The following is a 21,349-nucleotide window of genomic DNA, read 5'->3' as shown; positions in this document are numbered from 1 at the left end:
GCTTCTGAACCATGACCCTCCAGGACCTGATCAAGGACGTCACCACCCGCGACCTGACGGTCTTCGCCCGAGCGGTGCCGACGCCGGACGAGTGGACGCTCACCACGGGCGACAGCCCCGTGTTCCCTGCGCTCAAGCTCCAGAGCACCCTGTGGGAGATCCGGGACAGCGGCCGCTACGTCAACGCGGCCAAGTTCCGGGCGTACGACGCATCTGCGCCGCTCGCGACCCGCGAGGCGTGGGAGACCACCCGCAAGGGCGGCCTGCCGGTCATCTCGCAGAAGCTCACGGTCAGCGAGCAGGAGATCATCCTCGACGAGATGCAGCGGGGCGCGGACGCCGAGCGGCTGGTGACCAACCTCTACAACGACACCGAGCGGCACGCTGAGGCGACCAAGGGACGGATCGAGCTGGCGGCCGCCGACGTTCTCCTCGACGGGAAGCTGACCGTCAACGAGAACAACTACATCACCGAGGTCGACTTCGGCGTCCCGGCTGAGAACCTGCCCACGGCCGCGAAGGTGTGGTCGGACCCGACGTCGGACCCGATCCGTGACGAGCTGGCCTGGCTCCAGTACCTGGAGGACATCGGCTCGCCGGCCCCCGAGTTCGCGCTGACCTCCCGTCGCGTGGTCAACACGTGGTCGAGCAACAACGCCTACCGCGCGGCGTTCTACAACTCGGTCAACCCCTCGACTACGCCGACCAGCTCGCTCACGCCCAGCCAGGTCAACAGCGTGCGCATCGAGTACGGCCTGCCTCCCATCCGCATCTACAAGGGGCAGGTCCGGGTCGACGGTGCCTGGGTCAAGCCGATCCCCGATGACCGGTACATCTACGTCCCGCCCCAGCGCCAGAAGTGGGCCAACATCCAGTGGGGCCTGAACGCGGACGCCATCGTCCTGTCGTCGGGGAAGAACCCCGAGATCGAGAAGGAGGAAGCGCCGGGCATCATCATCACCCGTGACGTGGACTCCGACCCGATCCGTATCTGGACCAAGGTCAACGCGTCCGCGATGCCCGTTATGCACGACCCGCGGGCCCACCTCGTGGCGAAGGTGCTGTGATGGGGCGCCGCCTGAACGCCGCCGTGTACCTGGTGCACCCGGAGACCCACGAACCAGTGGTCCTCCTGCCGGGAGACGAACCCGAGGACGCGGTCGCCGCGCTGATCACCCACCCCGACGCCTGGGAGGACGGCCCCGAGCCGGAAGTCGAGGACTCGTCCCCCGAGCCGGGAGGCCGGGACGCACCGGCGGGCGGCGACCCTACGCCGGAGCCGGAGCCGGAGCCGGAGCCGGAGCCGGAGCCGGAGCCGGAGCCGGAGCCCAAGCGCCCCGCGACCGGCCGTCGAAGGAAGGCCGACGAGCCCGGCGCCTGAGTACGCAGGCATCACTCCCCTCCCGTCCGCCCGCGCCCTTCCCGGGCGCGGGCGGATACCCGTCTCCAGCGGAGTACCCATGGACCCGATCCTCTTGGCCTGGCTGCGCGCGCAGCTCGGTACCACCGCCGACGAACAGGACCTCACCGCCCGGTACACGCGTCTCGGCCGGGCCCGCGCGGTCGCCGTCGAAGTCCTCGGCGAACGCCGCGCCGCGCTGCTGGCCGAACCGCTGCGCATGACCGTGGACGGCGTGGTCACGATCGACCAGAGCAACAACCTGGCGGGCCTCGAACGGCAGCTCGCCGGCCTTGCCGATCTCATCGCCCCGGACGACCTGGCCGCAGGGGAGGCGAGCGTCGACCTTGTCACCGCGCCCCTGATACCCCACCGCCGGGGACGGTAAGGGGTGCCGTACGAGTGGCCTCCGCTGACTCCGGGCGATCCGGACGAGATTGCGCGGCGGGTCGCCGCCGTCCTCGACGACGCGTGGCAGCGCCTCGCCGACAAGCAGCACGCCGTCCTCAGCCAGCTCGCCGATAGCCCGCGCGCCCCGCACACCACGGCCACCCTGGAGGAGTTCAAGCAGGCCATCGCAGACTTCCGCCGCCGTGTGGATGAGGAAGCCCGAGGCTTCGTCCGTCGGCAGCTCCCTCATCTCTACGAGGAAGGCGCGCGGGCTGCCGCCGAGGCTCTGGGGACCACCTTCACCTGGACCCTGCTCCACCGCGACGCCCTCCAGGCGCTTGCCGCCGACTCCTACGCCGACTTCCTGCGCCGCTCTCAGGAGGCCGAGCGGATGGCCGATCGGTTCTACCGGGCGGTGAGGGTGGCCGCTCGTCGCGAGGTGCCGCTGCTGGCGGCGGGGAACATGACGGCCAGGCAGGCCGCGCGCAACCTCGCCCGCCGTCTCGCCGCCGACCACAAGCTCACTCACGTCGTCTACCGCAACGACGCCCGGGTACCGGTACGGGCCTGGGCGGAGGCGGCCACCCTCGCGAAGAGCGCCGTCGCCTACAACGCCGGAACCCTTAACAGGACCCGCGAGGCCGGCATCACCATGGTCGAGGTCTTCGACGGCCCGGACTGCGGATGGACTTCACATCAGGATCCGGACAAGGCCACCCGGACGCTGCGCACCGTCGAGGAGGCGGCAGAGTGGCCGATCAGCCACCCTCGCTGTCGCCGGGGCTTCGGAGCAAGGCCGGATGCGCATCTTGAACGATGAAGGTGACTTGGGGAAGGGGTGAGCGGGGCGGCAGCTCAGAGCCTCCGCGCACTGCCACATCCGGGGTTACGGTGCTTCTAGCAACCTGGGCCATTCTTCGGGGCCCTGAACAGTCTGGGGGGACTTTGAAGAGACGGATTGCTGCCGCGGCGGCCGTGGCCGCGCTGGCGCTGACCGCGTGCTCGAACGCGTCCCCAGAGGGGAAGTCCGGGCCCACCGCGACCCCGCCGCCGGTGATCACAGCGGCCCCGGAGGTCGAGTACACGCCCGTGCCCATCTCGGTGTCGATCCAGTGCACCGGCGCTGATACCGAGTTCAGCGCCCCCGCCCAGGCGTGGTTCGGCATGTACGACCTCTGCGAAGGCACCGTGTCCGGGGACAAGCTCAGCCCGAAGGAGCAGAAGGCCCTCACCACCGCGTACGGCGAAAGCAACGACGGCGACACCAGTCCGCTCGGCACCCTGTACTCGATGTGCGCGCAGAACGCGACCGACAGCTTCGCCTACCTTGAGGAAGCCGGATCGCCCGAGCAGATCACCGAAGTCCGAGGCGCGCTCCTCCTATGCCCCGACCACCCGCAGAAGGGCCGCATCACGAAGCTGCTGGCCGGCGCCGAGAAGGACAACCGGCTCTCGGACGAGGGCAAAATCTTCGGATCCGGCGTCCTCCAGGTCGGCAAGGACGTGCAGCCCGGCACCTACGTCACCACCGACGTGGAGAACTGCTACTGGGAACGCACCGACCGAAACGGCAACCCGATCGACAACTACTTCACGGCCGGCGCCGCCCGCGTCCAGGTGACGATCCGCGCCAGCGACTACTCCTTCAACAGTGAGGGCTGCGGGGAGTGGAAGCCCGTCGAGTGACGGCCTGGACTGCGGCTGGACTTCGCACCAGGACGCGGACAAGGCCACCCGGACGCTGCGTACCGTGGAGGAAGCAGCCGAGTGGCCCATCAGCCACCCTCGGTGTCGCCGTTCGTTCGGGCCGCGTCCTGATGTCGGCAGCGTGTGACGAAGCCTCGGCTGGAAGCCGGTCAGATGCGCTGATCGCGTGGGTAGGGTCGAGGCATACCGTCCAAGGAGGAGCAGCCGCATGGCGACCGAGATCGTGATCGCGCAGACGACTATCGACGACGAGGAGAAGGCGAAGGCCCTGGCCCTGGGGGCCGTTGAGGCCCGCCTTGCCGCCTGCGCGCACATCGACCCCCCTTTCACCGCGGTCTACCGCTGGAAGGGCGACATCGAGACCGCTCAGGAGTGGCGTATCTCGTACAAGACGCCCGCGGACCGTCTTGCTGACCTCCAGACGTGGGTGCACCAGGAGCACAGCTACGAGGTTCCCGAATGGATCACGCTCCCCATCACGGGTGGATCCGAGGCGTACCTGTCCTGGGTAGTCGAGGAGTCGACACCGCAGTAGGCGCGATGCGAGGCGAGTGTCCGCTCGCCGCGCGGGAGTGGACGCTATCTCCCGCGCACGAGGTTCAGGCGGCGAGCTGCCGGAGCCGCCGGAGTAGGTCGCGTTCACGATCGGGCAGATGAGCAGCGACCGTTCGCGCGCGTTCCTTCGCCATGGTGTTAGGACGGGCCTCGGCCGCCGCCGCGAACTGATAGGCCACATCCACACCTTGTTCTACGTCACCGCCGCGCAGTAGGGCGTCCGAGAGGTCGCCAAGTACTACGACCCCCGAGTCGGGCAGTCCTTCCCCTAGCCGGCGAACGGCTTCGTTGGCGGTCTCGCTGATCTCCTGCCGACCGAGACGTCCGTACACCGAGAGTGACAACGAGTCGAGGCGGTATGGGGTCATGAACCGCACCCATGCCTGCTCGTTGGTGTAGTCGGCGAAGTCGTACGCAACGCGTGCGTGCTCCAGGGCCCGCAAGGCGGCGGTGGGATTCTCCGCGTTCGCGGACTCCTCCGCCTGTCTTCCGTAGATCCAGGCTGCCGCTGCGGCGTTGCCGGGTCCTCGTACGTCCTGAGCGGCCTGTGCCAGCAGTTCCACAGCCCTGCGTGGTGTGGGCGCGCCGTAGCTGGCGTAGGCCAGTGCCAGGGCTCGAAGGGGTGGATGGCCCGCTGCCTCCGCGCACTCCGTCGTGACCTTGTAGTACGCGCCTGCTGCGCTGTAGTCGCCGAGATCCCAAGCGACCCACCCGGCTAGGGCGGCTGTCTCCCCAGCGGCCACGGTCAGCTCCCGCTGATAGCCGCCGGCCCAGGGCAGAGCGGCCGTGATCGCGTCCAGGTGAGATTCCACCGCTCCTTGGAGCTGTCGGGCCGTGAGGTTGTGCTCGCTGATGTGCAGCGCGGCAGCCCGGTCGGTCAAGGCGCTCGCCGCGTCCGCATCCACCCTTCGCCCCTTCCCCAGGGCGTGCGCGAGTCGGCTCCACGGTTCGGCGGCGGCCACCGCCCCGATCTCGAGCACAGTGCGACGCTTCATGTCGTCGTGGTCCTCCTCCCCACGGCGGCTCCGCTGCCTCCGCCGGGCTCGGGCGATGGACGCTTCCTGATGCAAGTACTCAGGAGAGACGCCGCAGGCCACTGCCATGTGCGTAAGCGTGTGGTTGGTCGGGATGCTCTTGCCGTGCTCGTAGCGGTTGATCTCCCGGCGGGTGACGGTGTCCCGGCCGGATGCCCTGTTGATCGCGTCAGCCTGTTGGTCCTGGGTGCGTCCGACCTTGTCACGGAGCTGGACCAGTAACTGAGCGAACGGATCTGCTGCCATGAGTGTGACCTCTGCGTGTGGGCGGGGCCTCATCATGACTCCAATTCCCCCTCCGTGTTTCCCCCTTGACAGAGTTTTCCCCCTCTAGTTCCCCCTGGTCCGTGGCTTGTCGAGGCGGTGCGATGGAGCCATGACCACGATCCGCACGGTGGTGAGAGGCACTGCTTCCACGACCGCCCTTCGTCAGAACGTCACCCTCACGGGTGCCTGGCCGCCCCTGGCCGGTGGGAGCGTGGATCTCCGCCATCTTGCTCAGGGCGAGGACTGGATGGACCGCGAGTACGCCTTCCGCGCGAGGCTCGGGGTAGCTGGGGAGCGCGTGCCGAGCGGCAGGCGGCTCCTCCAGCTGCGCCGACGCCTGAACCAGCCCGGCCTGACCCGGGAGGGGAGTGCCCGCCCCTCCCGCAAGGTCGTTCTCTACGCCCGAACCTTCCACGGTGAAGACGTGGCGCCGATCTTCGACCGCCTCAAGGCGGAGGCCGACCGGCACGGCTGGAGTGCCGACCGGATGATCCACGACCAGGCGCAGTTCGGCCATGGCGCGCACGCCGTGCCGGAGCACTGGCCCGGTTGGAGGGACGTGCGCCAGCTGATCAGCACCGGCCTGGCCGATGGGGTCCTTGTTCCAGACCGCACCCACATCAGCAGCAACGACGCGGCGTACACCGGTGAGCTGGAGTTCGTTGCCGAATGCCTCGGGTTCACCGCGCTCCTGGTCCCCGAAGCAGAGCCGTGAAGGAGGCCTCTCCGATGGCTCGACGCCCGAGGAATCGGCTGGCGGCAGATTGCCGCACAGGTCCTTCTCGTGATCGTCGTTGGCACCGCCATCCCTCTCCTGCTGCTTAGTGCCAGAACCCCTTGAGAGGATTCTCGTGACCCCGCTCGACAGGCGCGCCCCGGGACAGACCCTGGCCGCGATCATTCCCCCGGCCGCCGAACCCTTGCCCGTGAACCTGTTCGGGGCGGGGCTCGGCGACACCTTCGACCGCCGCTTCGACCCGGCCCGCCTCCACCGGCTCGGACTCCGCCCCGCTGTCGGCGAGGCGCAGGAGCGGGAGGCCACGTCGTGAACGTCCTTCGCCAGCACCGCTCTGCCGCCTTCTGGGACGACATGTACGCGGTCCCCAACACCCACTTTGCGCCGGTCCCGCGCGCCGAGGTGGGTGCGTTCCAGGATCGCGTCGCCGCTGGTGCGGGGCAGGAAGCGGTGGACATCGGCACCGGCTTGGGGGAGTGGGCCTGCCGGATGTCCAGGCTCGGCCTGTCTGTCACCGGCTACGACTACTCCCCGGTCGCGATCGAGCGGGCCCGCCAGCTCCACCACAACCACGGCCCCCTCGCCTTCGAGGTCCATGACTTCGACGCCGACGCGATCCCCAGCCGCCTCCGGCCCGAGTCCGTGGACATCGTGTCGTGCCGGCACGTCCTGCAGTTCCTGGAGACGCCGCGGTTCATCGCGGACGTCCGCCGGTGGCTGCGCAAGGACGGCGTACTGCACATCACCACGACGGTCGTCGAGAAGATGCGCGACGGAGGGCCCGTCGGACTCCACGAGGAGCAGGTCCGCGAGCTCGCACGGGGCTGGAGTGAGTGCGACCGGTACGACGTCGACCCCCGCGGCGAAATCACCGCCGTGGTCCTCCGCGGCCCCTACAGCTGATCCTGCCCCGCTTCCGGGCGCCGTGGGGCTGTGACCCAGAAGGCGCCCACGTATCTGAGCCCCCCTCCGCTGCAGCACTCCCTGTGGCCCCGAACCCCTCCCGCGCCGGCCCGAGCCGACCCCCGTGGCAGAGCCGGCGCGGGAGGCACGCCTGATGAGGACGAGCATGTGCACGCATGAGCCCCCCTGCCCCGCAGCTGATTCCGCCGATCACGAGGCCGCCCGCCTGCTGGCGCACCGCCCGGAACAGGGGTGGAGCCTCCTGTGTAACGGCGTCTTGATCTTCGAGGACACCGGCGAGCTGCTGCCGAGCGGGAAGGTCGTGGACCCGCACCGCCCCGCCGTAAAGGTCCTGGCATGAGACGCACAACCGCGGCCGACCCGTTCGACTGGCCGGTCCCCCGCAAGCAGGTCGGGGAGTCCGAGCGGGCCCAGGTCGCCGACGAACTGCGGAAGCGGTACGACGCCGGCGCCTCGATTCGGGATCTCGTACGTGCGTCGGGACGCTCGTACGGCTTCGTCCGAGGCCTCTTGGTCCACGCCGGGGTGACCCTCCGGCCGCCTAAGGGCGGCCACAGCAAGCCGTAGCCCCGACTATCCAGACTCCGTCCCGGCCTGCTGCCGGACCGGCATACCGCGGCCACCACGAGGCGGAGCCCGGGGCGGGCACCAGCTCCCGAGCTCTCAGGCCAAGCCACCCTCACCGCCCGGTCGGGCGGGGCAGGGAAGAGCAACCTGGAACTCGGCGTGATCAACTTTGAATCCTGGCAGGAAGAATGACTATTCACGAATTACTGGATATATCAGGCATAGGTGCGGCTCGCGACGATGACGGCGGCACGGCGGCACCGAGCCCCGACGACCCGGAGAGGAAGGTCAGAAGGAACGAGGAACCATACGTCCAGCGCCGAGCCCTCCTACTGCACCTTCTGCGCAACCACCTGGCGAAGTACGGCGTGGGCACTTCCCTGCCGGGCGCCGGCGCGCTGGCGGATGAGATTGGCCAGCAGCAGCGTGACGTGGCAGCGGCGATGGTGCAGCTGGATCAGCTTGGCGAGGTGGTCTACAACAGGAGCGGTCTTCGCCGCTTGGGCCCGCAGGAGCACCACCCCGACGACGTTGCCCTCGACCGGGTTGTCCGTTCCGGCATACAGAGCGGCGCGTACCGGCCCGGCACACCACTGCCCACCGCGATCCTCGCCGCTCGACACGGCCTGACCTTGGAGAAGGTGCCCCGCGCCCTCCGCATGCTCATCAGGGATCGGCTCGTGGCTTGCTGGGACGGTCCCGTCGGCCGCGGCTACTACGTCCTGCCGACGCAAGGTGCTGAGAAGGGCGCGCGCGCCGCGAGGGCTCCGGCGCTGAATCCGTAGGTTCAGTTCCCCCGGGGGCGTTGCCCAGCGAGCATGTGCTTCGCCCCGCCCCCTTGCACCACCTGTACGACCAACACGGCGATCTGGAACATGTGGAAGCACGGCGGAGTCAGGAGGAGGCGGTCTCGATGGACACGCCGGCGGAATCGGCGCTCAAGCGGGCGCGGTTGGAGAAGAACCTCACGCTGGAGGAGGCGGTCGCCCTGCTGAACGCCCTCACGGGTGGGACGAGCGACACCAGTCAGCTCAGCGCGTGGGAATCGGGGCGGCGACGTACGGGGCTGCGGAACCGGCGCGGCCTGTGCGACCTGTACGACAAGCCGGGCGACGTGCTGTTCGCTCACCAGGACGGACAGCACGGTGTCGCTCAGGCCCTGCATCAGGCGCAAGGGACGCTCGTGACCCGGTGGGCCGACCTGGTGGAGGCTATGACCTCGGTGGTGACCGGCGCGCGTGAGCACCTGGTGGTGACGGGCAGCCGGAGCCGTGAGAAGGCGTACCTGGGCGTGATCGAGACGGCCGTTGCGCAGAATCCGGACCTGGTGCACACCCGCGTGCTCTACGGGCCGCCGCGGCACCCGGAGCTGTCCGAACACCTGGTACGGCTCATGGAGCTGAGGAACCCGGACGAGCGCCGCAACGGGGTCCGGACCCTGAGCATCGGATATGTCGACCGCGGGGAGACGCTGGAGCGGTTCTTCGTGGCCTCGGAGAAGCAGGCCGTAGTGCCGCTGCCGTCCCTGCACAGTGCAGATGGCTTCGACTGCGGCATCGTCCTCGACGGCGAGGCCGCGGCCGGTCTTGTCCATCACGGTCGAGAAGCGTGCGCGGCGGCGCGGTTGCTGGGCACGATACGGGACGTACGGGAACTGCCCGTGCGGCGCAGATAGGGAAGTTGGGGTGGGAAGGGCATGGCCAATGGCCCTTGGGAGGCCGGGCGGGACGAGACGATGCGGTCGGTGGTGAGGCTCGCGCAAGAGCTGATCCGCCAGCCGAGCCGTGGCGGGACCGACGACTACGGTCCCGTCCTCAACGTCCTGGAGGAGTGGCTGACGGCCTACACGGTGCCGCACCGGCGCCTCCACGACAGCGGTGGCGCCCTGGTCGGCCTCCTCGCGGAGGTCGCCGGCGACCGGCCGGGCCCGTGGTGGACGCTTGATGCCTGCGTGGACACCGCCCCGTACGGGGATCTGACCCGTTGGTCCTTCGACCCCAGCTCCGGCCAGGTCCGGGACGGGTGGCTCCTGGGCAGGGGCGCCGCCGACTCCAAGCTCGCCGCCGCGATGTACTGCCACATCGCCGCCGACCTCGCCGCCCGGCCGCACAACTTCGCGGGCGGCCTCGCCGTGCTCCTGGACGTTGACGAGCACACCGGCAACTTCGGCGGGGCCCGCGCCTACCTCGCCGACCCCTACGCCGCCCGGCCAGCCGGGGTGATCATCGGGTACCCCGGCATGGACGAGGTCGTCGTCGGGGGCCGCGGCCTGTGGCGTGCCGCGATCTCCGTGCACGCGCCGTCCGGGCATTCCGGTTCCAGCCGCACCGTCACTGGCGCCATCACCCGCGCCTCGCGCCTGGTGAGCCTGCTGGACGCCGCCGAGCTGCCGGGCCCTGACGATGCCTCCGGATTCCCGCTCGGGCCGAAGCTGACCGTCACCGCCTTCCACGGCGGCGAGGGCTTCTCCGTGACCCCCGACCGGGTGGACATCAACGTCGATGTCCGCACCACCCCCTCCTTCGACGCGTACAACGCCGAGACCCTGGTGCGTAAGGCCGTTGCCGAGCTCGACGCCGAGCTGCCCGCCCCCGTGCCGACGGGGGTGGCCGAGGTCGCGTCCTGGCCGGCGTTCCGGCTGGAGGAGGACGAGCAGCCAGCCGCCGCGCTGCTGTCCGTTGCCCGAGCGGCGGGGCTCGACGTCCGGGCGAAGACCGCAGGGCCGTCGAACATCGGGAACCTCCTCGCCGGCCACGGCATCCCCGCCACGGCCGGGTTCGGCGTTCCCTACGAGGGCCTGCACGGCATCGACGAGCGTGCGTCGCTGGCCGAGCTCCCGGACATCTACGGCATCCACCAGCGGGCCGTGGCGGGTCTGCTGAGCGCGCACTGACCGCTCCCTACATTTCCCCCAGGAAGTCACCAGTTCCTGCTCTTCAGAGGTCGGCCCGCACCCGATGTCATGGACGTGCACCGTTTACGGAGACACCCCGACACCAGGGAGGCCGGCCATGGCCGAGCAGACCACCATCCCCGCCGTCGACTTCGAGGCCGAGGTCAACACCCACGACGTCGCCGAGCTCACCCTCGGCAACCACATGGGCCGCGCGTCCGACAAGGAGGACTACTTCGAGGGCTAACCGGCCCGACACCACCAGTCCGGGGGCTGTCGCACTGCGGCGGCCCCCGGGCTCATGTCCGGGTGCTACTGGGTCGCGCCACCCCCCTACTTTTCCCCCATGAAGTCACCAACTCCCGCTCTAAGCAAGGGAGTTCGAATCCGATGTCATAGATGTGCACCACCCGAGAAGGAACCATCGACACCAAGGAGGCCCGGCCATGGCCGAGCAGACCACCATCCCCGCCGTCGACTTCGAGGCCGAGGTCAACACCCACGACGTCGCCGAGCTCACCCTCGGGCGGCAGGTCTTCAACGACTCCGACAAGGACAACTACTTCGAGGGCTGACCGCCCGGTGCCACAGGAACCCGGGGGCTGTCGCACTGCGGCGGCCCCTGGGCCCGTTTCCGGATTCGAGCAGGAGGCAGAGAGGGATGGAAGAGCAGTGGCTTGCCGCCGGTCCGACGGCTGAGCGCAGTGGAGTCGGTATCGCCGGCCTTGACGGCGTCCGTACGGGACTCGGGACCCGCGTGCGCAGCGCGACCGAGGGCGGTGCCGCCGTCGCGGTCGTCGGTGACTGCCCGGTGAGCGAGAAGGAGCTGTACGGCGCGCTCGCGGCCGTCCGAGCGGGACGGTGGGAGGATCTGACGGGCTGGCCGGGCTCGTACTGGGTGATCGCCGGGAACGAGCGCGAGAGGTTCATCTGCGGGGACCTGGCCGGGCTCCGGCCCGTCTACTACACCGCCGACGTGACGTGGGCGACCGACCTTCGTCGTCTTGGGAAGCCGCTCGTGGCCGATCTGGCGCTCGCGGCCTCGCGGATCGTCGCAGGCAGCGACCACTGGCCCGGCCGCAGTCCGTACGAGGGGATCAGCCTGGTACCGGGCGGCTTCGGCCTGCTGCTCCCTGCCGGCCAGGGACCGCAGCTCGTCGACCTCACCGCGACCATTCCGGTCGAGGACCTGCAATCCGGGGCTGCCCGGTTCGGATCCGCCCTCGCTCAGGCCGTGCAGTACCGGGTGAGGGCCGCTGGCGGGACGGTGGGCGCGGACCTGTCGGGAGGTCTCGACTCCTCTGCGGCCGTCGTCCTCGCCTCACGGGTCGGCCGGGTGCACGCGGTCACCTACACCGACGGTTACACCAGCGCCGAGGACGCGTCCTTCGCCGCCCGGATCGCCGAGCACACCGACATCGAGCACACCATCGCGCACGGCGCCGACGAGGACCTGCCCTTCTCCTTCCCCGCCGGCCAGCCGACCGGCCTGGAGCCGGCCATGGGCGCAGCCCTGTACGAGATGGACCGCACCTACCTCGCCCCGGTGGCTGGCCTGCCCCTTCACCTGACCGGGCACGGCGGCGACGTCGTCCTGGATGCGACCTCCTCGGTCTGGGTGCGGCTTCTCCAGGAGGGCGAACGTCGCACCGCGCACCGCCAGATCGTCGCCTACGCCCGGATGCGGAACATGGCGCCGGGCCCGTTCTGGAAGGGCCTGCGGGAGACCGCTGCGCTCGGCCGGATCGGAGTCCTGGAGAGGGCCGTGGAGCAGTTGGAGAAGAACCGGCCCCAGCCCGCGGAGGGCATGGCGGGGTGGTCCTGGTGCCGCCTGGGCGCGGCTGCGTCCTGGCTGACCCCCGAGGGCCGCGCCCAGGCGGCCGTGCTGCTCCGGGAGGCTGCCGCCGACACCTCGCAGCCGGAACGAGCCGACGAGTTCGACCAGTGGTCCGCGCTCCGGTTCACCGGCGCTGCGGCGCGCAGCTGGGCCCCCTACGCCGACGCTCTCGGCATCCGCCCCGTCTACCCGTACCTTGACAACGCCGTGGTCCGCGCCGCGTTCGCCGTACCCCCGGCGGCTCGCCGCGGTCTCTACACTTTCAAGCCGCTGCTCTCGGCAGCCCTGCCCGACCTGCCCGACTGGCTGCTCGGGCGCCGCTCCAAGGGATCCTTCACCCCCCAGCGGATCGTGGCGTTCCAGCAGCACCGCCCCCGGCTTCGCGGCCTTCTCACCATGAGCCCTCTGACGACGACGGGCCTGTTCGACCCCGAGGCCGTGGCCGGCACGCTCGACCACCTCGCGCAGGGCCGGACTCCGACCGGATCCGCGGACATGCACCAGATGCTGACGGTCTCCTGGTGGCTCACCGGCGCCTGCGCCCCTGCGGAGGCATCATGCTGACCCCGGCCGGCCACATCCACCACGCCACCGACGAGCACGGGATCGTGCTCCTCGACATCCGAACCGCGAGGTGGTCGATGCTCAGCCCGGACGTCTCGCGGATCTGGCAGGCGATCGTCACCAACGGCACCACCGACGGCCTCGCCGACGAACTCGCGATCCCCACCGGCCGCGACCCCTACGCCGTACGCCTCGGCGTCGACAACCTCGTGAACCAGTGGCAGCGCGACGGGCTCCTCGTCGACGCCACCCACGCTCCGCGCCGAAGGTGGTGGAGGCGATGACCCAGATGGTTCCCGTCCCACTGGACACGCCCACCCTGCCCGAGCGGACCGTCGCCACGGTGGGGCTCGTTCTCTCCCTCGCGCTCAGCCGCCTGCCGCTGAGGCACCGCATCACCGCCGTACGGGCCCTGCGCCACCTGCCGGCCGCCCGCCGCGAGCAGGTCGCACGTCTCGACACTGCCGTACGACACATCACCCCCACATGGTGGCCGGGCCGAATCGCGTGCATGGAGATCAGCCTCGCCACCGTCCTCGCGACTGCCCTCACCGGACGGCGCGCCTCCTGGGCTCTCGGGGCCCGCCGCTTGCCCGACGCCGCGCACGCCTGGGTCGACACCGCCGAGGGACCCGTCGGACACGACGTCGGCGACGGCGCGGACCGGCCCTACACCCGCGTCCTGTCCGTGCCCTAAGGCCTGTCTGACAAATGATCATGTGGCCGGTTCGCGGAGCCAGAGGACCAGGGAGGCCAGGAAACCAGCTGAGCCACACCGGCCCCGTCTTCCTTCGCGGCGGACGGGGCCTTCCCATGTCCATAGTCCGGGAATCCGGGGGCCGATCTTCCCAATCCCTCCGGCCGACAGCATCCTGACCCGATGTCACCTTCGGGAGGGGAAGCATGGACATGGAAGACCCCCGGTCGTACTACATCGACCTGAGCGGGGAGGACGGCCCCAGCCCCGGCCTGGACAGGCTGCGGGACCTGGATCTGCAAGAGGCGGCGTTCCGAGCACGGGAACGGATTCGGGATGCCACGCGAGGCCGCCGCATGCCAGACCCCAAGGACACGAAGACCACCTTCGAGGCGGCCCTGCGCAGCATGGAGCTGAGTTCCGGTGGAGTGGAGCAGCCCGGAGACCAGCTGTATGCGTTGTGGTACGAGAACCCGGTGACCGCGTACATCAAGATCGGGCGCTCCTACGGCTTCTGGAAGACCCGGTTCCCGCGGTACGTCCACGCCGCGAAGCTACACAAAATGTGCCTGATGGACGCGTGGCTGTCACCCCCGGTGAAACCGCTCAAAGACGAAAAGGCCGCGGAGCCCTGGGAGGATCGGCTGAAGAAGAAGCTGGTGGAGTACGAAATCTCGCGGGATCACCAGGAGTACTTCCACGTCCTGTGGGATGACGTCTGGGACGCCCGGTTCCGGGAGGGCGCCTTCTGCACCAACGACAGGAACGAAGACACCGGCATCACGTTCAGCCGGGTGGTGAGTATCGCCAAGGCGCTGCGCGACGGCGACGTGGACGTGGTCTAGCGGAGCTTGGCGGCCTTCGTCGAGATTGCCCGCCTGAAGGTCTTAGGGCACGCATCAAACGGCTGTGGCCCGGGGGAGACACGCCTCCGTCCTTCCGGGCCACGGCTCCACGATTGGGTGAATCTCGCAACGCGAAGTTGACGGCCTGATTGTCTGACCGGCCTCGATGCGCGCATGCCGTCAACAATCACGTTGCCCCGCAGCACCACCACGCGCGTTCCTTGGCCCGTGAGTTCTACCGCAACCATCGCGCCGCCGGCCCCCGCCGTTGGCCAGCCCCCCGTCATGCGCATGGCCTCCGATCGATACCAGGACGCCAACGCGACCATGTCGACCTGGGCCATCGCCCGCCGCCTGCCGCAGACCCTCGGCGAGGCCGTCCGGCTGGGCTGGGCCACCGACCACCGTGCCGTCCTGACCCTGGCCGTCTGCCAGGCCGCCGGCGCGCTGCTCACCGCCGCCGCGCTCGCCGCGACCACCCGCGTGCTGGCCGGCCTGTTCACCGGCACGGACATTCTCGTTGGGCTCCAGGACCGCGCCGGAGCCCTGGCCGTCCTCTGTATCGCCCTGTGCGGCCGCTACGTCTTCGACGCCGCCGCCCGGGCCGCCGCTGCCCGCCTGGCCCCGAAGGTCGTCCGGGAAGCCGACCTCCGCGTCATCGCGGCCTCCACCACAGCCGAGCTCGCCGCGTACGAGGACCCCGACTTCGAGAACGCCCGCCAGGCCGCCGCCGACGGCGCCGACAAGACCCGCGACCTGATCCTCGACGCCCAGCTGCTCACCTCCGCGGCCGCCCAGATCTTCGCCGCCGCCGTCGTCGTCGCCGTTCTCCACCCCGCCGTCCTCGGCCTGCTCCTGCTCGCCGCCGCACCGTGCGCCTGGGGCGCCGTACGCGCCGCGCGGATCGAACACGACGCACACCACCGCAACCTCGGCGACTCCCGCCTGCGCAACGTCTTCCGCTCCTACACCACCGAGCACACCACCGCCGACGAAGTCCGCGCCGGCACCATGGCCGACTTCCTCACCAGCCAGTACCGCATCGTCTCCAGCCGCCTCGAAGACGAACAGCTCACCGCCATCCGCAAGGCCCTCACCGTCCGAGGCATCGGCGACGCCCTCACCGCCCTCGGAACGGCCGCGGCCTGGGCCGCGCTCGTCCTGCTGGTCTCCACCGGCCGCATCGAACTCGCCGCAGCCGGCGCCGCCGCGCTCGCTCTCCGCACCGCCTCCGCCGCGCTCAGCACCACCGTGCGCGCCGGGGCCGGACTCTTCCGCACCTCCCTCGCCGTCGGCGACTGGCACCGCTTCCTCGCCGTCGCCGGACCCTGGACGGCCCGCCGAGGCACTGCCCGCATCCCGGAGACCGGGCCCGAGGTGATCAGCGTCAACGACGCCGCCTTCACCTACCCCGGAACCGACCGGCCCGCACTCGACGGCATCAGCCTCGATCTCAAGCGCGGCGAAGTCATCGCGCTCATCGGCGAAAACGGCTCCGGCAAGACCACCCTGGCCAAGCTCCTCACAGGCCTGTACCTACCCACCAGCGGAACCGTCTCCTGGGACGGCATCGACCTCGCCGACGCCGACCCGGCCACCGTGTACCCCCACATCGGGCTCGTGCCTCAGGACTACACCCGCTGGCCCCTCGACGCCCGCGCCAACATCCACCTCGGCCAACCCCGGCCCGAAGGCGACCCCGCCATCCACGCCGCAGCCGAAGCATCCGGCGCCGACGCCGTCCTCGCCCAGCTCCCCAACGGCCTCGACACCTCCCTCGCCCGCTCCTGGTGGGGCGGACATGATCTCTCCGGCGGCCAGTGGCAGCGCCTCGCCATCGCCCGCGCCTTCCACCGCGACGCCCCCGTCCTCGTCATGGACGAACCCACGGCCGCCCTCGACGCCCGCGCCGAGCACCGCATCTTCACCCGCCTCAAGAACCTCGCCGCGGGCCGCGCCACCCTCTTCATCACCCACCGCCTCGCCAACGCCCGCCTCGCCGACCGCATCATCGTCCTCGAAGGCGGCCACATCATCGAGACCGGCACCTACGACGAGCTCGTACAGCGTGGTGGCAGCTCCACGTTCTACGAGATGCTTCAGTTGCAGGACGGCACGTGAACACAGCAACTACCCTGCCTGGGCTCACTCTGCCCGGCGAAGACATCACGCAGAGGTTGATCAGGGAAGCTCTGGTGCAGGCGGGCCCTCGCTGAGGCTCTGGCCGGCGTCGCCGTGAATGGAGGCGACGCCAGGCAGGGAAAGCACGGTGCTATTGCGAGCAGTTGCCGGAAGCAAGGAAGTCGTCAGCCCTGCTGTTGCCCCGGATCGCGACGACGGAGTAGCGCCGGTAGGGCCAGTTCTTGTCGGCGCGGGACATGTCGGCGATCACTTCGCACGCAACGGTGGAGGCGACTTGTTGGTAGCCGTCGGAGTAGGTGTCGGTCCACTCGTAGTGATCGGTCCATACGTACATGACGTTCTCCACCGGATCGAACCCCACCTGTGCGGCGTTGGTGGGTGCCGGTGTGCCGCCTCCCTGCATCCAGGAGGCATGGATGTTCTTCGCTGTACGGCCGGCTGCCCGGATCTCGTCCTCGCGGACGCTGGGGATCGTGGCGATGTCCAGGCCCGACTGATGCCCGTTCCAGTCCGAACCGCCAGTGCGGTCGCAGCCATCTTCGGCTTTGCCGAACGTCTGGATGTGGATGGTGGAGGAGTCAGCAGGGGTCATGAACTCCCGCCACATCACTGTGTACCGACCGTAGGCCCACGTGCGGTCAGTCTTGAGCCGCTCGGACAGTTCGGTGCAGGCGGCCATCTGGGCGCTGCGCGCGAAGTACTCCTTCTCCGCCTCGCTCCATGTCGGCTGCGGGTCGGAGGCGACGAACACGGTCTGCGCCTCGTGGTTGAACGTGACTGTGGCGTCTACGTCCGTCATGCCCTTCACCGCAAGAAGCGCGAGAGTCCGGTCCTTGATAGCTGTGCCCGCGCCCTGCTCCGCTGCGGCGGCAGCGCCGCGTGCCTTGTCGTATTCGGAGAACATCGGCTGCGTGTCATCGGTCCTGGTGTAGCCCGGATCAGGCGTCCTTGACCCTGCTCCGTTCTCGATGGTCGCCGGCGAACCGTCGGCACTGCTGCTGGGGCTGCTGGTGGAAGTGGGGGCGGCTGTAGAAGTGGCTGCGGCCGTGGGCGGGGTGGCGGTGCTGCCGCCGGGCAGGACCAGCAGACCGCCTGCCAACGCCCCGGTGACGGCTGCAGCTGCTCCGACCGCTACATACAGGCGCATGCGGGAACGGACCGGGTGCGCGTGCCAGATCGGGTCGTCCAGGGTGGGCATGTGCCACTCGGCGGCGATCAGGTCACCGACCATCGTCGCCGGAAGGTCTTGGCCGGGGATGATGACCTGTGTGGTCTGCGCGGCCAGGAGGCGCGAGGCGGCCTCGGCGACGGCCTCGGCGGTCATCCTCTCCTCGGGCTCCTTCGCAAGAGAGCCGGATATCAGGGCGAGGAGTTGTTCGGGTACACCGTCCAGGTCGGCGTCCGCCGACATGACGCGGAAGGCGACCACATCGGGGGCACCGGTCCCGAACGGCAGACGGCCTGTCGCCGCGTAGGCAACGAGGGCACCCCAGGCGAACATGTCACCCTCCGGACCGGCGGTGCCGGTGCGGTAGTGCTCGGGGCTGATCCAGCCCGGCGTGCCGGTCATCACCCCGGTACGGGTGACGCTGGTGCCGTCGGTGGCGTGCGCGATACCGAAGTCCAGAACACGGGGCCCGGAAGGGCTCAGGATGATGTTCTGCGGCTTCACATCGCGGTGGATGACTCCGACAGCGTGAATCGCGGCGAGAGCTTGCGCGGTACCGGCCGCGAACGCGTACAGGGAGCCACCCGTGAGAGGACCGTGTTCGGCGAGGTGCTGTCCAAGGGTGGGGCCGGGGGCGTAGGCGGTGGCAAGCCAGGGGGTGTCCGTTTCTGTGTCCGCGTCCAGGAGAGGGAGGAGACAGGGCCCATTGACGCGGGCTGAGAGGGCGACTTCCCGACGAAAGCGGGCACGGAACTCGGGGTCCTCGGCCTGCGCGCCGTGGACCATCTTGATGGCGACCCGCTGCCCGGCGGCGTTGAGTCCGGCGTGGACGGTGCCCATGCCGCCAGACCCAAGACGTCCGATGATCCGGTAAGGGCCTACCCGGTTCGGGTCACCGGGGCGGGCGGGCTGTACTCGTGACACGACGGAACCTTCTGCGTGGTTGGGTAGGTGGGGCTGGGCGGGCGCAGTTCGGATGCGCCCGCCCAGTTCTGTCTGGCGGCTGGATGGTACGCGCGGGCTGTCACGGTCCGACGAGCTGTCTCACACGGAGGTCGGTCGGCGTCGCCGTGGACGGACGGCGCAGCCTTGGGTGTGCGTCTAGCAGTTGGTGCGGAGCAGATTATCCCGATTGCAGAGGGCACACATGGCTGATGCCGACGTACGGGGTCCGTCCCCTGGTTGCGCCCGCAATCAAGTTGGGCGAAGGGCAGGGCTGGGGATTTTCAGCATTTCCAAGGAGCCCATCAGCGGCAAGATATCGAAAATGTGGCCGATTCTGGTCGGGTGCGTGACCCTGCGTCCAGGGGAGGGTGGGTGCGCTGGGGGTGTCCGACTCTGCGGCTACGCTCGAACGCATGAGCGCCTCTACTGAAGGGCTGACTCTGGGGGCTGTCAGCGCGATCGTCGAGAAGAAGATTCTTACCAGCAAGATCAGGATCTACCGGCCTGGCGAACCGGTCTTCAACCCGGACACCGGCCAGTACGAGCCGGGTCCGCCGATCACCGTCTACGAAGGACCGGGAGCTGTCTTTCCCGCGGGCGGACCGGCCGTCGTCCTGCACCTCGCGGGACAGGCATACGTGGACGACACCCCCTCCCGCTATCGACTGCTGACGCCGCTGGCGGCCCCCGTGGCTTCGCGTGAGGACACCGTGACCGTCGTGGAGGCCGATGATGGAGCCGCGATCGGCCGGACTTGGCGGGTCCTCGACCTTGGGGACACCTCCACGCTGAGCGTCGTCCGCACCACGTGGGTGGATCAGAACACCCAGGCGACGGGGGTGTGAGGTGAGTACGGCGATCGACCCGGCGGAGGTTCGAAGAGAGCTGGAAGCGAAGCTCCTCCTCGACCGGGTGCGGGTGGTCCGTCCTACCGGTACCCCGGTCCTGGACCCGGAGACGGGCCTGCTCGGAGAGGTGCCGGCCGACGTGGTCTACGAGGGGCCCGGCGCGGTGCTCTCGGGGCACGGTCAGGTGACGGCGGAGGGCATCGTCGGCAGGCAGTGGCTCGACGACACTGTCTCCTGGTACCGCTTGCTGACGCCGCTCAGCGCGCCTGTGCCCGCCCGGTACGACCGAGTCGAGGTGGTCATCGCGCATTCCGGCGACGCGGCAACTGGTGGGCGGGTGTGGCAAGTTCTGGATCCTTCGGAGGCGTCCACCGTGGAGCTGGTGCGGGTCACCCGGCTCGACGAGATCACGCCGCCTTCCTGAGCGAGTCGGGGTGTTCGTGATCCGACCTAGGCTCGATGTATGGAGATCACGGACACCCCACCCGCAGACGTACGGCAGGTCAAGGTCACGGCGGTCGGCGGGAACGCCTCGTTGCACGTAGACGGGACCGACTGCACGGACTTCGTCTCCGGCTACACGATCCACCACCGCTCCGGAGAACCGGCCGAGCTCGTCATCCAGCTCGCGCAGGGACGGGTCGCCCCGATCTTCGAAGGCCACGCCAGGGTCTTCGTCGGCGTCCCGTACGAGCCGGGTCCGGCAGCTGCCCGCTTCCTGTCGGCTATCGACGCGGGGCTGCTGGAGAAGGCGGCGCTTGCCCGGCCGGATCTCGGCGGCCCGCACGGCTTCACCGCAGCCGTCCTCGCGCAGCTTCAGCAGTGGGCGAACGGCGAGATCGACCCGGCGCCGAAGGAGACTGATGGCTTCCTCTCGTAACCCGCGTGCGGGAGCGGACACGAACGCCCCCCAGGTCGCAGCGCAGTTGACCGCCCGCGCGGCAGCCGCCCTTCCTGCCGTAAGTACCGTCGTCCAGCACTACGCGATGCTGCTGGAGACCAGGATCAAGGCCCACGCCAGCGGCCGGCCAGGGCCGAACGCCCCGACCGGCGACTACAGGCGCTCCTGGACGCACGAGTTCAGCGCCACCGGCCTGACGGCCGAGGCCGTCGTCGGCACCAACAAGCCGCAGGCGCGGCGCCTGGAGTACGGGTACGTCGGCCCGGACAGCCTCGGCAGGATCTTCAACCAGCCCCCCTACCCCCACATGGGGCCGGCCGTCGAAGACATCCGTCCGGCGTTCCTCGCCGCAGTCGGAGCGGCGGTGGGGGACTGATGCCCGTATCCGGACGCCTTCTCAGCCTCGCGGTCCAAACAATGCTCGCCGGTGCCACGGGGCGGTCCTGCGGGTACGGGGCGGCGCCCACCGCCAGCAGTCTCCCGACCGGCGCGGCCACGCCGTACAGCGTGCTCTACCCGATCGGCTCGACCAGCGACGGGCCCCCCTTCGGGGACGCGAGCGCGGACGCCAGGATGCTCTACCAGGTCACCTCGGTCGCCACGACGGCCGAGCAGGCGGAGTGGATGGCCGACAAAGTCCGCGCCGCCGTAATGGCCCGTACAGGAAACGGCCACACCTACCCCATCGCCGCCAGCGGGTACGCGGTCATGTCCCGTGAGCTGGACAAGGAGGAAGGCGTGGCTGTCGCGAGCGGCGTATACAGTTACATCCAGCGGTTCGCGCTTGAGGTCACCACCCTCGCCTGGCCGCCGCACCTCACCGCGGAGGCCCATCGCGGACGCCCGACCACCGGTACGGGCCGACTCCCAGCTTGATCTGTTGGGGACGGGCCTGCCGCATTCCCGGGCTATGGTCCCCGGAGAGTGAGA

The 21,349-nt window shown here is 69.7% G+C and carries 28 protein-coding genes; 26 read left to right on the top strand and 2 right to left on the bottom strand.

The window, feature by feature from the left end; all coding sequences use genetic code 11:
* The first annotated feature begins 11 nt into the window (after positions 1 to 11).
* The 6 genes from ACWFR1_RS23165 (at position 12) to cutA (ending at position 4,031) form a co-directional block, all read left to right on the top strand.
* Positions 12 to 1,067, top strand: coding sequence for a major capsid protein (locus tag ACWFR1_RS23165; RefSeq protein WP_453554072.1), 1,056 nt, complete (start codon positions 12 to 14; stop codon positions 1,065 to 1,067).
* Entirely contained in the window at positions 1,067 to 1,381 is a 315-nt protein-coding gene (locus ACWFR1_RS23160; RefSeq protein ID WP_453554070.1) for a hypothetical protein, read from the top strand. The genes ACWFR1_RS23165 and ACWFR1_RS23160 overlap by 1 nt, the downstream gene beginning before the upstream one ends.
* A 79-nt stretch (positions 1,382 to 1,460) precedes the next feature.
* On the top strand, positions 1,461 to 1,787 hold the full coding sequence (locus tag ACWFR1_RS23155; RefSeq protein ID WP_453554068.1) for a hypothetical protein: 327 nt from the start codon (positions 1,461 to 1,463) through the stop codon (positions 1,785 to 1,787).
* A gap of 3 nt (positions 1,788 to 1,790) precedes the next feature.
* Positions 1,791 to 2,609, top strand: coding sequence for a hypothetical protein (locus ACWFR1_RS23150; protein ID WP_453554066.1), 819 nt, complete (start codon positions 1,791 to 1,793; stop codon positions 2,607 to 2,609).
* A gap of 233 nt (positions 2,610 to 2,842) precedes the next feature.
* Positions 2,843 to 3,475 carry a hypothetical protein gene (locus ACWFR1_RS23145; RefSeq protein WP_453554064.1) on the top strand — a complete coding sequence of 211 codons (633 nt, stop codon included), beginning with the start codon at positions 2,843 to 2,845 and terminating at the stop codon, positions 3,473 to 3,475.
* Between the two features lie 229 nt (positions 3,476 to 3,704).
* Complete coding sequence (gene cutA, locus ACWFR1_RS23140) at positions 3,705 to 4,031, top strand: divalent-cation tolerance protein CutA (RefSeq protein ID WP_453554062.1); 327 nt, start codon at positions 3,705 to 3,707, stop codon at positions 4,029 to 4,031.
* A gap of 64 nt (positions 4,032 to 4,095) precedes the next feature.
* Here the strand turns inward: cutA and ACWFR1_RS23135 are convergent, their stop codons facing one another.
* Positions 4,096 to 5,331, bottom strand: coding sequence for a helix-turn-helix domain-containing protein (locus ACWFR1_RS23135; RefSeq protein ID WP_453554060.1), 1,236 nt, complete (start codon positions 5,329 to 5,331; stop codon positions 4,096 to 4,098).
* A gap of 130 nt (positions 5,332 to 5,461) precedes the next feature.
* Between ACWFR1_RS23135 and ACWFR1_RS23130 the strand changes: the two genes are divergently transcribed.
* From ACWFR1_RS23130 to ACWFR1_RS23060, 15 genes are all read left to right on the top strand, one after another.
* Entirely contained in the window at positions 5,462 to 6,067 is a 606-nt protein-coding gene (locus ACWFR1_RS23130) for a hypothetical protein (RefSeq protein WP_453554058.1), read from the top strand.
* Between the two features lie 136 nt (positions 6,068 to 6,203).
* On the top strand, positions 6,204 to 6,401 hold the full coding sequence (locus ACWFR1_RS23125) for a hypothetical protein (protein WP_453554056.1): 198 nt from the start codon (positions 6,204 to 6,206) through the stop codon (positions 6,399 to 6,401).
* Entirely contained in the window at positions 6,398 to 6,991 is a 594-nt protein-coding gene (locus ACWFR1_RS23120) for a class I SAM-dependent methyltransferase (protein ID WP_453554054.1), read from the top strand. The genes ACWFR1_RS23125 and ACWFR1_RS23120 overlap by 4 nt, the downstream gene beginning before the upstream one ends.
* Before the next feature lie 166 nt (positions 6,992 to 7,157).
* Entirely contained in the window at positions 7,158 to 7,352 is a 195-nt protein-coding gene (locus tag ACWFR1_RS23115; protein WP_453554052.1) for a DUF5999 family protein, read from the top strand.
* Positions 7,349 to 7,579: a helix-turn-helix domain-containing protein gene (locus ACWFR1_RS23110; RefSeq protein ID WP_453554050.1), complete on the top strand. Its 231-nt coding sequence runs from the start codon at positions 7,349 to 7,351 to the stop codon at positions 7,577 to 7,579. Before ACWFR1_RS23115 ends, ACWFR1_RS23110 begins: the two co-directional genes overlap by 4 nt.
* Positions 7,580 to 7,767: 188 nt before the next feature.
* On the top strand, positions 7,768 to 8,364 hold the full coding sequence (locus tag ACWFR1_RS23105; RefSeq protein WP_453554048.1) for a hypothetical protein: 597 nt from the start codon (positions 7,768 to 7,770) through the stop codon (positions 8,362 to 8,364).
* A 128-nt stretch (positions 8,365 to 8,492) separates the two neighbouring features.
* A complete protein-coding gene (locus tag ACWFR1_RS23100) occupies positions 8,493 to 9,254 on the top strand; it encodes an XRE family transcriptional regulator (protein ID WP_453554046.1) in 762 nt (253 codons plus the stop codon).
* Positions 9,255 to 9,275: 21 nt separating this feature from the next.
* Positions 9,276 to 10,472 carry a M20 family metallopeptidase gene (locus ACWFR1_RS23095; protein WP_453554044.1) on the top strand — a complete coding sequence of 399 codons (1,197 nt, stop codon included), beginning with the start codon at positions 9,276 to 9,278 and terminating at the stop codon, positions 10,470 to 10,472.
* 118 nt (positions 10,473 to 10,590) lie between these two features.
* Positions 10,591 to 10,719 carry a hypothetical protein gene (locus ACWFR1_RS23090; protein WP_453554042.1) on the top strand — a complete coding sequence of 43 codons (129 nt, stop codon included), beginning with the start codon at positions 10,591 to 10,593 and terminating at the stop codon, positions 10,717 to 10,719.
* Between the two features lie 199 nt (positions 10,720 to 10,918).
* A complete protein-coding gene (locus tag ACWFR1_RS23085) occupies positions 10,919 to 11,047 on the top strand; it encodes a hypothetical protein (RefSeq protein ID WP_453554041.1) in 129 nt (42 codons plus the stop codon).
* Between the two features lie 86 nt (positions 11,048 to 11,133).
* A complete protein-coding gene (locus ACWFR1_RS23080) occupies positions 11,134 to 12,873 on the top strand; it encodes an asparagine synthase-related protein (protein ID WP_453554039.1) in 1,740 nt (579 codons plus the stop codon).
* Positions 12,867 to 13,157: a PqqD family protein gene (locus ACWFR1_RS23075; protein ID WP_453554037.1), complete on the top strand. Its 291-nt coding sequence runs from the start codon at positions 12,867 to 12,869 to the stop codon at positions 13,155 to 13,157. Before ACWFR1_RS23080 ends, ACWFR1_RS23075 begins: the two co-directional genes overlap by 7 nt.
* The gene (locus ACWFR1_RS23070) at positions 13,154 to 13,570 is read left to right on the top strand and encodes a lasso peptide biosynthesis B2 protein (RefSeq protein WP_453554035.1); all 417 of its coding nucleotides are present in this window, start codon (positions 13,154 to 13,156) and stop codon (positions 13,568 to 13,570) included. Before ACWFR1_RS23075 ends, ACWFR1_RS23070 begins: the two co-directional genes overlap by 4 nt.
* A gap of 206 nt (positions 13,571 to 13,776) precedes the next feature.
* Entirely contained in the window at positions 13,777 to 14,415 is a 639-nt protein-coding gene (locus ACWFR1_RS23065) for a hypothetical protein (RefSeq protein ID WP_453554033.1), read from the top strand.
* A gap of 291 nt (positions 14,416 to 14,706) precedes the next feature.
* Positions 14,707 to 16,536 carry an ATP-binding cassette domain-containing protein gene (locus tag ACWFR1_RS23060; RefSeq protein WP_453554031.1) on the top strand — a complete coding sequence of 610 codons (1,830 nt, stop codon included), beginning with the start codon at positions 14,707 to 14,709 and terminating at the stop codon, positions 16,534 to 16,536.
* A gap of 151 nt (positions 16,537 to 16,687) precedes the next feature.
* Here the strand turns inward: ACWFR1_RS23060 and ACWFR1_RS23055 are convergent, their stop codons facing one another.
* Positions 16,688 to 18,649 carry a serine/threonine-protein kinase gene (locus ACWFR1_RS23055; protein WP_453554029.1) on the bottom strand — a complete coding sequence of 654 codons (1,962 nt, stop codon included), beginning with the start codon at positions 18,647 to 18,649 and terminating at the stop codon, positions 16,688 to 16,690.
* 434 nt (positions 18,650 to 19,083) lie between these two features.
* Here ACWFR1_RS23055 and ACWFR1_RS23050 point away from each other — a divergent pair, with 434 nt between their 5' ends.
* Genes ACWFR1_RS23050 through ACWFR1_RS23030 form a run of 5 tightly spaced genes read left to right on the top strand, consistent with a single transcriptional unit; the run spans position 19,084 to position 21,295 of the window.
* The gene (locus ACWFR1_RS23050) at positions 19,084 to 19,515 is read left to right on the top strand and encodes a DUF6093 family protein (RefSeq protein ID WP_453554027.1); all 432 of its coding nucleotides are present in this window, start codon (positions 19,084 to 19,086) and stop codon (positions 19,513 to 19,515) included.
* Position 19,516: 1 nt separating this feature from the next.
* Positions 19,517 to 19,942, top strand: a complete 426-nt coding sequence (locus tag ACWFR1_RS23045) for a DUF6093 family protein (RefSeq protein WP_453554025.1) — start codon at positions 19,517 to 19,519, stop codon at positions 19,940 to 19,942.
* Between the two features lie 39 nt (positions 19,943 to 19,981).
* Positions 19,982 to 20,398 (top strand): hypothetical protein, encoded by a 417-nt coding sequence (locus ACWFR1_RS23040; RefSeq protein WP_453554023.1) that lies wholly within the window; start codon positions 19,982 to 19,984, stop codon positions 20,396 to 20,398.
* Positions 20,382 to 20,795, top strand: coding sequence for an HK97 gp10 family phage protein (locus tag ACWFR1_RS23035; protein ID WP_453554021.1), 414 nt, complete (start codon positions 20,382 to 20,384; stop codon positions 20,793 to 20,795). The genes ACWFR1_RS23040 and ACWFR1_RS23035 overlap by 17 nt, the downstream gene beginning before the upstream one ends.
* A complete protein-coding gene (locus ACWFR1_RS23030) occupies positions 20,795 to 21,295 on the top strand; it encodes a hypothetical protein (protein WP_453554019.1) in 501 nt (166 codons plus the stop codon). The genes ACWFR1_RS23035 and ACWFR1_RS23030 overlap by 1 nt, the downstream gene beginning before the upstream one ends.
* Positions 21,296 to 21,349: the final 54 nt, after the last annotated feature.

The organism is Streptomyces sp. NPDC055103 (assembly GCF_053607625.1).
Note: the sequence above shows the minus strand (reverse complement) of the source record. Positions and strands in the feature narration are given on the sequence as shown.